The organism is Thiomicrorhabdus sp. 6S3-12, assembly GCF_017571475.1.
Taxonomy (GTDB): domain Bacteria; phylum Pseudomonadota; class Gammaproteobacteria; order Thiomicrospirales; family Thiomicrospiraceae; genus Thiomicrorhabdus.
Genome location: NZ_JAGETW010000005.1, coordinates 80,764 through 93,257 on the forward strand (window position 1 = coordinate 80,764; position 12,494 = coordinate 93,257).

Consider the following 12,494-nt stretch of genomic DNA (forward strand, 5'->3'; position numbering starts at 1 on the left):
TTAGTTGTCTCCACACGAAAAAAATTGTTGAGTAGGGAATACAAAAAACGGCTGTATAAAAACAGCCGTTTACAGTTATTTTAGCCTTTTGAAATCGGCTTGTACTTGATGCGGTGCGGTTGTGCTGCATCCGCACCTTTACGGCGTTTAAGGTCGGCTTCATAATCGGTGAAGTTTCCTTCAAACCACTCTACATGAGAGTCGCCTTCAAAGGCAAGCATATGCGTCGCAATTCGGTCCAGGAACCAACGGTCGTGGGAGATAACCACCGCACAGCCGGCAAATTCCAGTAGGGCCTCTTCCAAGGCTCGCAATGTTTCAACGTCAAGGTCATTGGTTGGTTCATCGAGTAACAGGACATTGCCGCCGCTACGCAGGGTTTTTGCCAAGTGGACACGGTTGCGTTCACCACCGGAAAGCTGGCCGATTTTCTTCTGCTGGTCGCCGCCTTTGAAATTGAATCTCGAGCAGTAGGCGCGCGAGTTCACTTCAATATTGCCGACCATAAAGATGTCGTCACCTTCGGAGATCTCTTCCCAGACCGATTTATTGTCGTCCAGTGCATCACGGCTTTGGTCAACATAGGATAATTTCACCGTTTCACCGAATTCAACGGAGCCCGAATCCGGCTGTTCCTGTCCAGTCAGCATGCGGAACAGGGTTGATTTACCGGCACCGTTCGCACCGATAATCCCGACAATTCCACCCTGTGGCAGGTTGAAAGAGAGGTCGTCAATCAACAGGCGGTCGCCGAAAGATTTTGAAAGGTTATTCACTTCAATGACTTTTTCACCAAGGCGTTCAGCAACCGGAATAAAGATTTCGCTGGTTTCGTTGCGCTTCTGCTGTTCTTGCGAACTCAGCTCATCAAAACGGGCCAGACGCGCTTTGGATTTAGCGTGACGTCCTTTCGCACCTTGGCGAACCCATTCCAATTCGCTTTTGATGGTTTTCATGCGTGCCGCTTCGGATTTGGCTTCCTGTTCAAGACGCTTCTCTTTCTGTTCCAACCATGAAGAGTAGTTTCCTTCGAATGGTATGCCTTCACCACGGTCAAGCTCCAGAATCCATTGCGCGGCATTATCCAAGAAGTAACGGTCGTGGGTGATCGCCACTACGGTTCCCGGGAATTCAAGTAGGAAGCGTTCCAGCCAGGCGATCGATTCCGCATCCAGGTGGTTGGTTGGTTCGTCAAGCAGAAGCATGTCCGGTTTTTCCAGCAATAGCTTGCACAGGGCAACACGGCGTTTTTCACCACCGGATAGCTTGGATACATCGGCGTCCCAAGGCGGCAGACGCAGGGCGTCGGCGGCAATTTCCAGAGTGCGGTCGATATTGTGCCCGTCTTTAGCCTGAATAATGTCTTCGATCTCGGCCTGTTTTTTGGCCAGAGCGTCGAAATCGGCATCCGGTTCAGCATAGGCGGCGTAAACAGCATCCAGTTCAGCCAGGGCGTCTTTGACCTCTTTAACCGCTTCTTCAATGTTGCCACGCACATCTTTAGATTCGTCCAGTTGCGGTTCCTGTGGCAGATAGCCGACTTTGATCCCCGGTTGCGGACGTGCTTCACCGACGATATCGGTGTCGATACCGGCCATGATTCTCAAAAGTGTCGATTTACCGGCACCGTTGAGACCAAGAACACCGATTTTGGCGCCGGGAAAGAAGGACAGAGAGATATCTTTTAAGATGTGACGATTCGGTGGGACAACTTTCCCCACGCGGTTCATGGTGTAAACAAATTGCGCCATGGAAGTTCCTAAATTTCTGAATAGATTAGAGGCTAATCTGTATTGGATTAAATATGAATGACGGCAAGTTTACCGAGAATCGAAAAACAGTTAAAGACTATTAGTTTCTGTTTTCATGATTATTGATAAAAATTAGCCCTTTAATTTGCCGTGTCAGGCCAAAAAGATTAAAATTCTGGCTTTGGATTCTAATGAGACGGTTGTGGGTTGCGAATTCCAAAAGCCGCGATAGACCGCCTCTTTTCTACTTTAACGGAGAGCTTAACAATGTTTACAAAAGACATGACGATTGCTGGATATGATGATCTGATTGCCGATGCGATTAAAAATGAAGAGAATCGTCAAGAAACTCACATTGAGCTGATTGCGTCTGAGAACTACACCAGTCCGCGCGTAATGGAAGCGCAAGGGTCTTACTTCACGAATAAATATGCGGAAGGTTACCCTGGCAAGCGTTACTACGGCGGTTGTGAGTTTGCTGATATTGTTGAGCAGGCTGCGATTGATCGCGCGAAAGAGTTGTTCGGTGCGGATTATGCGAACGTTCAGCCGCACTCCGGTTCTCAGGCGAATGCGGCAGTATACATGGCGCTGTGCGAGCCGGGCGATACCGTTCTGGGTATGAGCTTGGCACACGGTGGGCATCTGACGCACGGTTCTCACGTTAGCTTCTCCGGTAAAATCTACAATGCGGTTCAGTACGGTATCGATCCGGTTAGCGGTCAAATCGATTATGACGAAGTTCAGAAGCTGGCTGACGAGCACAAGCCGAAAATGATCGTGGCAGGTTTCTCTGCCTACTCTCAGGTTATCGACTGGTCGAAGTTCCGTGCGATTGCCGATTCTGTCGGTGCTTACCTGTTTGTCGATATGGCGCACGTTGCCGGTCTGATTGCCGGTGGTCAATATCCGAACCCGGTTCCGTTTGCAGACGTTGTTACCACTACAACTCACAAGACGCTTCGCGGTCCGCGCGGTGGTCTGATTCTTTGTAAGTCGAACCCGGATCTTGAAAAGAAACTGAACTCGGCGATTTTCCCGGGCGGTCAGGGGGGGCCTCTGGTTCACGTTATGGCGGCTAAAGCGGTCGCCTTCAAAGAGTGTCTGGAACCTTCATGGAAAGACTACTGTGTTAACGTAATCAAAAATGCCAAGGCAATGGCGGAAGTCTTTAAGGCACGCGGTTGCGATGTGGTTTCCGGCGGGACTGAAAACCACCTGTTCCTGGTTAGCCTGATTGAAAAAGGTTTGACCGGTAAGCTGGTTGATGCGGCTCTGGATGCGGCGCATATCACTATTAACAAAAACTCGGTTCCTAACGATCCGATGTCTCCGTTTGTTACGTCAGGTATCCGTGTCGGTACAGCGGCGGCAACCACTCGTGGTTTCGATGTTGAAGACTGCACCAATCTTGCAACCTGGATGTGTGATGTCATCGACGCTTGCGATCAGTCAAGCGAGAGTTGGGATGAAGCTGTAGTTGCTGAGGTGCGTGAAAAAGTTTCTGCACTTTGCGCAGCCAAGCCGGTTTATAAATAAGGTCGTATGCATCTAGAGAGCGTCATGCAACGCCGTGCGAAAAGTTCGCGTTGGGCTTTCTCTTGTGTTATAAACTTGTTTTAAACAGAAAAAACCACCAAATCTGGTGGTTTTTTCAATTCTGGGCTCAAGATAAATAAGTAAAATCTTAATTTAGCGATAACTTATTTTTGCTTATTTATGTTCGGCCGGGAACGCCGATTTAAAAAAAGACTAGGAAACACTATGCACTGTCCATTTTGTAATGCCCCGGATACCAAAGTTGTTGATTCCCGCTTGGCGACCGAAGGGGTTCAGGTTCGCCGCCGCCGCGAGTGTATTCAGTGCGGAGAACGCTTTACCACCTACGAGTCCGCCGAGCTTTCACTGCCGCGCGTTGTTAAAAGCGACGGCAATCGTGAACGTTTTGATGAAGAGAAAATTCGTCGCGGTTTGATAAAGGCGCTTGAGAAACGTCCGGTGGCCAGTGAATCGATTGATCAGGTGGTCAATTCAATCATGAAGCGCGCCATGACCGAAGGGGTTAGAGAAATTTCTTCAAGTCAAATCGGTGAATGGTTGATGGATGAACTGAGTGAGCTGGATCAGGTCGCTTATGTCCGGTTCGCTTCGGTGTATCGTTCTTTTCAGGATGTTAATGCGTTTCGAGAAGAGATTGAACGCTTGATGGTTTCGACAACGGCAAAGTCAAAATAACTTTGCAGAGCGATAACGAAAGCTCACCGAAAGGAGTTGGTGTCATGTGGCAGAGCGAAGATCAGGCTTATATGCAGCAGGCGATTGCGCTGGCGTATAAAGGGTTTTATTCAACCAAGCCGAATCCGGCGGTAGGATGCGTTCTGGTTAAGGACGGTAAGGTGATCGGGCAAGGGTGGCATCATAAAGCCGGCCAGCCGCACGCGGAAAAAGAAGCGCTGGCGGATGCGTTGAACAACGCTCAGAATGTTTCGGGTTCGACTGCCTACGTTACGCTTGAGCCCTGTTCGCATCATGGACGTACGCCGCCGTGCAGCGATGCACTCATTGATGCGGGTGTCAGTCGTGTGGTCGTGGCGATGCAAGATCCGAACCCATTGGTAGGAGGGAATGGAATTAAACGCCTGCAAAATGCCGGAATCGCGGTGCAGGTCGGACTCCTTGAAAAAGAGGCTCATGAGCTGAATCATGGTTTTTTGCATCGCATGCGCACCGGTTTGCCTTATGTCCGTCTGAAAATGGCGAGTAGTCTGGATGGACGCACGGCTATGGCAAACGGAGAGAGTCAATGGATTACTGGTCCGGATTCACGTGTTGAAGTGCACAAGATGCGCGCTCATGCCGGTGCGGTGATTATCGGAATCGGTACGATATTGGCGGATGATCCGAGTATGACCGTACGACTGGATCCAGCGCATTTGGCTGAAATGAATCTGGATGTGACAGACGCAAATCCGATAAGAGTGGTACTTGATCCGAATTTAAGCCTACCTATGGAAGCAAAAATGCTTGCCCTTCCCGGCAGAACGATTGTCATGACCTCCAAAGAGACCGTTGAAAACAGTTCGGAGCGGGTTGAAGAATTTCACCGCCACGGTGTCGAATTGGTCGCAGTCGCCGCTCAGGACGATAAACTGGATATCGAGTCTGTCCTGCATTATCTGGCGGATGAAGAGCAGGTCAACGATGTGATGGTCGAGAGCGGTGCGATTGTCGCCGGAGCTTTTGTCGAATCCGGTTTTGTTAATGAAATCCACGCCTTTGTCGCTCCGGTACTGATGGGTGATCAGGCCAAGCCGATGTTTGTCTTGCCGTCGGTTACCAGCATGAATGATAAATTACAGTTTTCAATCACCGATATCGACACCTTTGGTGAAGATGTCCGTATGATTCTAAAACCTAAGAGTCATCTGAAAAGCAATTAATAGCAAAACAATAAAGCAATCATAATTATGTTTACGGGTATTATCCAAGCTGAAGGAAAAATCAGTAAAATCGAGCCGCGTGATGGAGACTGGAAAGTCACGATTCACACCGGAAAACTTGATATGAGCGACGTGGCGCAAGGAGATTCCATTGCCGCCAACGGGATCTGTCTTACCGCAATTGAATTCGGCAAAGATTTCTATGTCGCCGATGTGTCTTCTGAAACCTTAAGTGTTACTACGGCCGCGGAATGGTCGCCGGGAACTCCGGTCAATCTGGAAAAAGCGCTGCGCTTGCAGGATCGTCTTGGCGGGCACCTGGTGAGCGGTCATGTGGATGGAGTGGGAGAGGTCAGGACTATTTCCCAGGATGCCCGGTCATGGCGATATCAGATCGAAGCACCGCAGACAATCTGTAAATACATTGCGGCTAAAGGCTCGATCTGTATTAACGGTATCAGCTTGACGGTCAATAAAGTCGACGGGTGCGTTTTTGATGTTAATATCGTGCCGCATACCCGTCAGGAAACGACCATTAAATATTTCGAGGTCGGTACTAAGGTCAATCTTGAGGTTGATCTTCTGGCGAGATATCTGGAGCGGATGCTGAATGCACCGCAGGCAGAAGCGCAGTCCAATATTACTGAAAACTTTTTGGCGGAACACGGATTTAAATAAGATGGCATTAAATACAATAGAAGAGCTGATTGAAGATTATAAGCAGGGCAAAATGGTCATCCTGATGGATGACGAAGATCGTGAAAACGAGGGTGACCTGCTGGTTCCGGCCGAGACGGTAACCGCCGAAGATATTAATTTCATGGCCCGTTACGGTCGTGGCCTGATCTGTCTGACCATGACACGCGATCGTTGCAATCAGTTACACCTGCCGCTGATGGTGCGTGACAATACAGACCCGCACGGTACTAACTTTACCGTCTCGATTGAGGCGGCCAAAGGCGTGACCACAGGGATTTCCGCTGCGGATCGCGCGGTTACGGTACGTACTGCAGTTGCTCAGGATGCCGGTCCGCAGGATATTGTTACGCCGGGGCATATTTTCCCGCTGATGGCGCAGCCGGGTGGAGTCCTGACGCGTGCGGGACATACCGAGGCGGGTTGCGATCTGGCGCGTCTAGCCGGTTTTGAACCGTCCTCGGTTATTGTCGAAATTATGAACGAAGACGGCTCAATGGCGCGTCGCGATGATCTTGAAACCTATGCTGAAGAACATGGAATAAAAATCGGAACCATTGCCGATCTGATCGAATACCGTTTGAAGAATGAGAAAACCATCGAGCGCGTTTCAGAGTGTCTTTTACCGACCGAATTCGGCGAGTTCAAATTGATCGGCTATCAGGACGTGCTCGATCAGAAAGCGCATTTTGCACTGGTTTACGGTCAGATCTCTTCGGATCAGCCGACAGCGGTACGCGTCCATATGCTGGATACGCTATGTGATGTTTTTGGCTCTAAACGTCCGGAATGTGGTTGGTCGCTGCAGGCGGCAATGAAGCAGATTTCCGAAGAGGGAAGCGGGGCGATTGTCGTTCTGCGCAAGAACGAAGAAGCCGGCGCTTTGCTGGATAAGATTCAGCATTACCAGATGCAGGATCGCGGTATTAAGGTGCCGGAAACGCAGAATCCCGACGATACCAAAACTTTTGGACTTGGTGCGCAGATCATTGCCGATCTGGGAATGAAGAAACTGAAGATCGTTGGTTCTGCAATGAAAATGAATGCGTTGAGCGGTTTCGGTTTGGAAGTCGTTGAAGTTATGCCGAAAAAGGATGGCTGAGGGTTGCACAATCAAGGCACTATTTTCAGAGTGCAGTGGATTTTTACCCTTCAGGCGGCGCTTTTTATGGCAAAATATGCGGCTATGCCTAAGGTCGCTGAATCAGCGTCATAGAAAATAATCACAAGATTGAAGATCAAAAATAAGAGGCTCAGGAATACATGAAAACAGTTGAAGGAAATCTAACCGCACAAGGAATGAAAATCGGTCTGGTTGTAGGCCGTTTTAACAGTTTTGTCGTCGATCATCTGGTTGCAGGTGCGGTCGATACCATTGTTCGTCACGGCGGTTCCGAAGACAATATTACGAAAGTCATGGTTCCTGGCGCTTTTGAAATTCCGGTTGCCGCCAATAAAATGGCGCAGTCGGGCGATTATGATGCGATTGTAGCGATAGGCGCGGTTATTCGCGGCGGAACACCGCACTTTGATTATGTTGCCGGTGAATGCGTGAAAGGCATCGGACAGATTCAGTTGCAGACCGGGGTGCCGGTTTCGTTCGGTGTTCTGACGGTGGATACCATCGAACAGGCGATTGAGCGTGCCGGAACCAAGGCGGGTAACAAGGGTGAAGAATGCACTCTTGCGGCAATTGAAATGGTTAATGTATTGAAGCAGATTTAATGAAAATTACCGATTCGATTCAGCCTGGACAGGGCGAAGAAATTATAGAAAAAGAGCCGCAAGTTTCGCCGCGCAGTCAGTCGCGTCGAGTCGCTTTACAGGCTCTTTACCAGTGGCAGTTGACGAACGCTTCTGTACTGGAGATTATGAAGCAGTTCAGTGAAGACGGTTTTCTGGAGCAGCTGGATTTCGATCTTTTCAAAGAGCTGTTGAACCAGGTTACTGAAGAAGCCGACGTTTTGGATCAGATGTATGTTGATTTTATCGATCGTGACATTAAGCGTCTGGATCCGGTTGAACGTGCCATTCTGCGTATCGGCAGTTATGAGTTGCGCAGTAAGTTGGAAACGCCATACAAGGTTGTCATCAACGAAGCGGTTGAGCTTGCTAAGCGCTTCGGGGCTGAAGAGAGTCATAAGTTTGTCAATGGCGTTCTTGATAAGGTTGCCAAGCAGGTTCGAAGCCTGGAAGTCAATGCCTAGCCTTATTGCGGTTTGCTCGATGTAGCGGCCGCTTTTGTCAATTTTGACTCATTACAGGAAAGCCCTCGTCTGAGGGCTTTTTTGCATTTTGCCAGAGAGATTTATGGAATTTGATCTGATTGAGCGTTATTTCACTCCTCTAAGTCTGGGGTTGCCGGAAGGAGATTTGAGTATCGGTGACGACGGTGCGCTGATAACAATCCCTACGCAGCATCAATTGGTCGTGGTCACGGATACTCTGGTCAGCGGTGTGCATTTTCCGCATGATACCAGTGCTTATGACATAGCCTGGAAGGCTTTGGCGGTTAATTTAAGTGATCTGGCTGCGATGGGGGCGAAGCCGATCGGTTTTTCTCTGGGGTTGAGTTTGCCGAAAGCCTGTGCTGAGTCGGAGCAATGGATGGCTGATTTCAGTCAAGGTTTTCATGATCTGGTTGCGTCAACCGGTATGACGATTCCGCTGGTTGGTGGCGATACGACGCGCAGTGATGTTCTGACTCTGACCGTCAGCGCTAAAGGCGTTGTTCGCAAAGGGAATGCGATCTTGCGATCAGGGGCCGAAGCAGGGGATATTATTGCGGTCACCGGCGTTCTCGGCGAGGGGGCTTTGGGGCTGGCACTGGCGCTGGATACCTTATCGATCGAATTAAAATCGGGGTTGAATGAGCAAGATCAACGGCACGCTTTGAATCACTTGAATCGACCGATCCCCCAGTTGGCTATGGGGCAATGTTTGTATCCTCTGGCCAATAGCGCGATCGATATTTCCGATGGCTTGTTGCAAGATTTGGGGCACATTCTTGAGCGCTCCTCGATGTCCATCGGGAAAAGCCTTGGAGCACGGGTTGAATTGAACGATCTACCGCTCTCTTCCGGTGTGCGTAAACTTATTGCTCAAGAAGCTTTGTGGCAGATGCCGCTCAGCGGTGGGGATGAGTATCAGCTTTGCCTGACGGTGAAGCCGGAGAACTGGCCTGCTTTGCGGGCATTGGCTGCTGAACATGACGTTGTCCTCTCCAAGATCGGCGAAATTACCGGGCATGCCGGAATCGAGTTGACGCTGTGCGCAGAGGGTTATGCTGTACCGGATTCTGCAGGTTTTCAGCATTTTTAAAGTTTCAAGGTAATAAAAAAGCCGTCGATTGACGGCTTTTTTATTGTCTCTATCAGGCATGATGGTGATTACGCTTTTGACTTTTCTCGTCTCTGGCGTACACCTTCTGCCAGCATGTCGAGCAATTCGGTGCTGCTTTCCCAGTCGATACACGCATCGGTGATGCTCTGCCCGTAGGTGAGTTGTTTGCCTGGCTGAACATCCTGTCTTCCGCCAACCAGATGGCTTTCCACCATGACCCCCATAATCGCATCCGAACCGTCTTTTAGCTGATCGGCAATCGATTGGGCGACAATCATTTGGCGGGTGTGGTCTTTGTTGCTGTTCGCGTGGCTGCAATCGACCATCAGTTTGCTTTGTACACCCGCTTCGCTCAGTTGCTGCACGGCTTCGGAAACATAAGGCGCTTCATAGTTCGGGCCCTGGTTGCCCCCGCGTAAAATAACGTGGCAATCTTCATTCCCGGTCGTTTCGAAAATCGCCGAGTGACCTTCTTTTGTCAAAGACATGAAAATATGCGGATTGTTGGCCGCGCGGATAGCGTCAACCGCGATGCGTACACTGCCGTCGGTACCATTTTTGAAACCGACCGGGCAGGAAAGGCCGGAGGCCAGTTCGCGGTGTCCCTGACTTTCGGTGGTTCGTGCGCCGATAGCGCCCCAAGAGATCAGATCGGCAACATACTGCGGCGAGATCAAATCCAGAAATTCGGTAGCGGCCGGTACGCCCATGTTGTTGACGTCAGACAGTAATTTACGCGCCAGACCAAGTCCTTTGTTGATCTCGAAAGACTCATCCAGATTCGGGTCGTTAATCAGTCCTTTCCAGCCGACGGTGGTACGAGGCTTTTCAAAATAGACACGCATGACGATCAGGAGGTCGTCTTTATGTTTTTCAATCTGCCCTTTAAGCTGAGCGGCATAATCTCTGGCCGCGCCCGGATCATGTATGGAGCATGGGCCGATTACCACTAGGATACGGTCGTCACGTCCAGCCAGAATGTTATGGATCTGCTGGCGAGTATCATACACCGTTTGCGACGCTAACTCGGTGATAGGGTAAAGCTCATGCAGGTCCTGCGGGGAGCGAACTTCGGTAATGTTTTTAATCCGTAAATCGTCAGTCTGATACGTGCTCATGGTTACTACTTTTTATGTGATTAAGTGTGCGCTTTCGTCTGTGCGCATCCGCGAATTGCCAGGGATTGGAGAGCGCCTCGACGCCTCTCGCCTTCTCTTAGGGGGTTCATAAATGAAAGCCGCGCCAAACCGCTTATTATGCCATTTTTTGGATTCTAGTTTACAACGAATTTAATGATTTCATAAGCTTATTCTTATGCCGTGTTCTATGCTGCAGGATTTGCGGCTTTTTATGTATTTAAAATGCTTATTAACTTGATAGTTAAAAATAATCTACTGAAGACTCGGAATTTTAACTAGTTATGATAAAATCCTCGCAGTTTTAAGAAATGCAAATAGGCAAGAGAATAGTGCATTGTAAATACGTTATTCAAGGTGTGACCGAGGACGGTCGAAAATTTAGGCCAAGTGATTGGATTGATCGGATTTCTTCAATGGGTGCTTCCTTTGGTGAATCGCATCGACTGGTGTATTCCGATTTACTGCATCCTGAATTGTATGAAGGGCAGAAGTGTTTGATTATCGATACCGAGCTGGAGATCAAGAATCCGGTGATGTATCAGTATGTCATGAATTTTGTACGCAGTAACGGTCTGAAGATGACCGAAGTCTGTGATGTCGATGAGGAAAAGCTGGGAAGCTGAACCGAGCGATTGTTATGCGCCCGTTAATAAAAAGCCGGAATCTTTCCGGCTTTTTTTATCTGTCTGTTTTGCAGCTTTAAATAAGGTTGCTTCCGGCAAATAGGGTAATCCAGCCGGCCAGTGCCAGAAACGGGCCGAAAGCAAAAGGCGCGTCGTGTTTTTGCAGTTTGATCAGGCTTAGAAGCAATGTGATCAGAATGCTGCTCACGGCAGCAATCAGGACGATTTGCGCCAGAGCCATGACGCCGAACCACGCCCCCAGTGCCGCCAACATTTTGAAATCTCCATAGCCCATTCCTTCTTTGCCGGTGGCCAGCCGAAAGCTGTGGAAAACCAGCCATAAAAGCAGATAGCCCAGTGCGGCTCCCCAGACGGCCATCTCTAGACTGGTAAAAACTTCCTGAGTATTCAAAAGTAGACCGAGCCAGAGCAAAGGCAGACTCAGATTGTCTAGAATCAGCTGGTGTTCGATATCAATAACGGTAATGGCGAGCAAATACCAGGTGAAAATCAGCGCGATAAGCCCTAAGGGGGAGAGGCCGAAGTGAATGATGACTGCGGTTGTCGCCAAAGCACTGCTGAGTTCGATCAGGGGGTAGCGTTTGGAAATCGGCTCGTGGCAGTTATGACATTTGCCTTTGCTGTAAAGCCAGCTAAAGAGTGGGATAAGTCGGTACCAGGGCAGGGCGACGTGGCAATGCGGACAATGTGAACGATCCATACTCATTATTTTGTAATGCGGGGTATTTTCGTCCGCTTCGAATAAAAAGCGCGGCATGCGCCAGGTCAACATGCTTAAAAAGCTGCCGATTATCAGGCCGAGAAGAAGGGCGAATACAATCGTTAAAAAGAAAGGCAGCTCCAAAATTGGCGTCATTAGGTGTGTTTGCATGAATTGAGTCTCAATCGATATTCTGCACAAATCCTAAAAGTAAGGATCGAAAAGGTCAAGCTGAAACGGGTTTCGGGAAAATATCGGGTGTTTTTCCGATATAAAAAAGCCGGGTTTTGCTTTCCCGGCTTTTTGATAATTGAAAACATGTGGAGTCGTTTATTCGTCTTCCGAATAGATGACGCAGTTGCGATCATTTTCCCAGACGGTAATACTGTGCATGGCAACCCGTTCGTCACTGATGCGTTCGGCGATCTGGCGATACAGGAACGCGGCGATGTTTTCAGCCGTCGGATTGACTTGAGTAAAGTGCGGGTGGTCGTTCAGATAGGTGTGATCAAGCTCTTTGATCACCTCTTTAGCGTGACGCTTGATTTCCTTGAAGTCAACGACCATTCCGATTTCATTCAGTTGACTGCCGACAATCTGGACTTCAATTTTCCAGTTGTGTCCGTGCAGTTTCGAGCAGTCGCCGGGGTAGCCTTGCAGAGTGTGAGCCGCGGCAAAATCAAGAACGGTTTTTAATACAAATTTTTGCGCCATTTACGCTTACCCTGAAAATTCAAATTAAGCAAATAATTATATATTAAATTGCTCGGCGATTAAAAGAT

13 protein-coding genes are annotated in these 12,494 nt (G+C 49.1%); 9 read left to right on the forward strand and 4 right to left on the reverse strand.

The features are described from left to right. Nucleotides 1-80: 80 nt before the first annotated feature. Nucleotides 81-1,751 (reverse strand): energy-dependent translational throttle protein EttA, encoded by a 1,671-nt coding sequence (ettA, locus tag J3999_RS07140; RefSeq protein WP_208127231.1) that lies wholly within the window; start codon nt 1,749-1,751, stop codon nt 81-83. 267 nt (nt 1,752-2,018) lie between these two features. Here ettA and glyA point away from each other — a divergent pair, with 267 nt between their 5' ends. From glyA to thiL, 8 genes are all read left to right on the forward strand, one after another. After that, nucleotides 2,019-3,290, forward strand: a complete 1,272-nt coding sequence (gene glyA / locus J3999_RS07145; protein WP_208127232.1) for a serine hydroxymethyltransferase — start codon at nt 2,019-2,021, stop codon at nt 3,288-3,290. Nucleotides 3,291-3,515: 225 nt separating this feature from the next. Next, nucleotides 3,516-3,986 (forward strand): transcriptional regulator NrdR, encoded by a 471-nt coding sequence (nrdR, locus tag J3999_RS07150; RefSeq protein ID WP_173285319.1) that lies wholly within the window; start codon nt 3,516-3,518, stop codon nt 3,984-3,986. Nucleotides 3,987-4,030: 44 nt separating this feature from the next. Beyond that, on the forward strand, nt 4,031-5,191 hold the full coding sequence (gene ribD, locus J3999_RS07155; RefSeq protein ID WP_208127233.1) for a bifunctional diaminohydroxyphosphoribosylaminopyrimidine deaminase/5-amino-6-(5-phosphoribosylamino)uracil reductase RibD: 1,161 nt from the start codon (nt 4,031-4,033) through the stop codon (nt 5,189-5,191). A gap of 27 nt (nt 5,192-5,218) precedes the next feature. Then, the gene (locus tag J3999_RS07160) at nt 5,219-5,869 is read left to right on the forward strand and encodes a riboflavin synthase (protein WP_208127234.1); all 651 of its coding nucleotides are present in this window, start codon (nt 5,219-5,221) and stop codon (nt 5,867-5,869) included. 1 nt (nt 5,870) lies between these two features. Continuing rightward, nucleotides 5,871-6,989 (forward strand): bifunctional 3,4-dihydroxy-2-butanone-4-phosphate synthase/GTP cyclohydrolase II, encoded by a 1,119-nt coding sequence (ribBA, locus tag J3999_RS07165; protein WP_208127235.1) that lies wholly within the window; start codon nt 5,871-5,873, stop codon nt 6,987-6,989. Between the two features lie 161 nt (nt 6,990-7,150). Continuing rightward, nucleotides 7,151-7,612, forward strand: coding sequence for a 6,7-dimethyl-8-ribityllumazine synthase (ribE, locus tag J3999_RS07170; protein WP_173285315.1), 462 nt, complete (start codon nt 7,151-7,153; stop codon nt 7,610-7,612). Next, complete coding sequence (gene nusB, locus J3999_RS07175) at nt 7,612-8,094, forward strand: transcription antitermination factor NusB (RefSeq protein WP_208127236.1); 483 nt, start codon at nt 7,612-7,614, stop codon at nt 8,092-8,094. Before ribE ends, nusB begins: the two co-directional genes overlap by 1 nt. Nucleotides 8,095-8,197: 103 nt before the next feature. Next, the gene (gene thiL / locus J3999_RS07180; protein ID WP_208127237.1) at nt 8,198-9,208 is read left to right on the forward strand and encodes a thiamine-phosphate kinase; all 1,011 of its coding nucleotides are present in this window, start codon (nt 8,198-8,200) and stop codon (nt 9,206-9,208) included. 68 nt (nt 9,209-9,276) lie between these two features. On the opposite strand, the gene J3999_RS07185 is transcribed toward thiL, so the two are convergent. Further along, nucleotides 9,277-10,347: a 3-deoxy-7-phosphoheptulonate synthase gene (locus tag J3999_RS07185; RefSeq protein ID WP_208127238.1), complete on the reverse strand. Its 1,071-nt coding sequence runs from the start codon at nt 10,345-10,347 to the stop codon at nt 9,277-9,279. 329 nt (nt 10,348-10,676) lie between these two features. On the opposite strand from J3999_RS07185, the gene J3999_RS07190 reads away from it, so the two are divergent. After that, nucleotides 10,677-10,991: a DUF3579 domain-containing protein gene (locus tag J3999_RS07190; protein WP_208127239.1), complete on the forward strand. Its 315-nt coding sequence runs from the start codon at nt 10,677-10,679 to the stop codon at nt 10,989-10,991. 76 nt (nt 10,992-11,067) lie between these two features. Here the strand turns inward: J3999_RS07190 and J3999_RS07195 are convergent, their stop codons facing one another. Next, nucleotides 11,068-11,883 carry an A24 family peptidase gene (locus tag J3999_RS07195; protein ID WP_243755363.1) on the reverse strand — a complete coding sequence of 272 codons (816 nt, stop codon included), beginning with the start codon at nt 11,881-11,883 and terminating at the stop codon, nt 11,068-11,070. Nucleotides 11,884-12,042: 159 nt separating this feature from the next. Beyond that, the gene (queD, locus tag J3999_RS07200; RefSeq protein ID WP_208127240.1) at nt 12,043-12,426 is read right to left on the reverse strand and encodes a 6-carboxytetrahydropterin synthase QueD; all 384 of its coding nucleotides are present in this window, start codon (nt 12,424-12,426) and stop codon (nt 12,043-12,045) included. Nucleotides 12,427-12,494 lie beyond the last annotated feature (68 nt).

Excerpts from the sequence above, each read along its gene's own strand:
- ettA (WP_208127231.1), bottom strand. The coding sequence starts at position 1,751 with ATGGCGCAATTTGTTTACACCATGAACCGCGTGGGGAAAGTTGTCCCA.
- glyA (WP_208127232.1), top strand. The coding sequence starts at position 2,019 with ATGTTTACAAAAGACATGACGATTGCTGGATATGATGATCTGATTGCC.
- nrdR (WP_173285319.1), top strand. The coding sequence starts at position 3,516 with ATGCACTGTCCATTTTGTAATGCCCCGGATACCAAAGTTGTTGATTCC.
- ribD (WP_208127233.1), top strand. The coding sequence starts at position 4,031 with ATGTGGCAGAGCGAAGATCAGGCTTATATGCAGCAGGCGATTGCGCTG.
- J3999_RS07160 (WP_208127234.1), top strand. The coding sequence starts at position 5,219 with ATGTTTACGGGTATTATCCAAGCTGAAGGAAAAATCAGTAAAATCGAG.
- ribBA (WP_208127235.1), top strand. The coding sequence starts at position 5,871 with ATGGCATTAAATACAATAGAAGAGCTGATTGAAGATTATAAGCAGGGC.
- ribE (WP_173285315.1), top strand. The coding sequence starts at position 7,151 with ATGAAAACAGTTGAAGGAAATCTAACCGCACAAGGAATGAAAATCGGT.
- nusB (WP_208127236.1), top strand. The coding sequence starts at position 7,612 with ATGAAAATTACCGATTCGATTCAGCCTGGACAGGGCGAAGAAATTATA.
- thiL (WP_208127237.1), top strand. The coding sequence starts at position 8,198 with ATGGAATTTGATCTGATTGAGCGTTATTTCACTCCTCTAAGTCTGGGG.
- J3999_RS07185 (WP_208127238.1), bottom strand. The coding sequence starts at position 10,347 with ATGAGCACGTATCAGACTGACGATTTACGGATTAAAAACATTACCGAA.
- J3999_RS07190 (WP_208127239.1), top strand. The coding sequence starts at position 10,677 with ATGCAAATAGGCAAGAGAATAGTGCATTGTAAATACGTTATTCAAGGT.
- J3999_RS07195 (WP_243755363.1), bottom strand. The coding sequence starts at position 11,883 with ATGCAAACACACCTAATGACGCCAATTTTGGAGCTGCCTTTCTTTTTA.
- queD (WP_208127240.1), bottom strand. The coding sequence starts at position 12,426 with ATGGCGCAAAAATTTGTATTAAAAACCGTTCTTGATTTTGCCGCGGCT.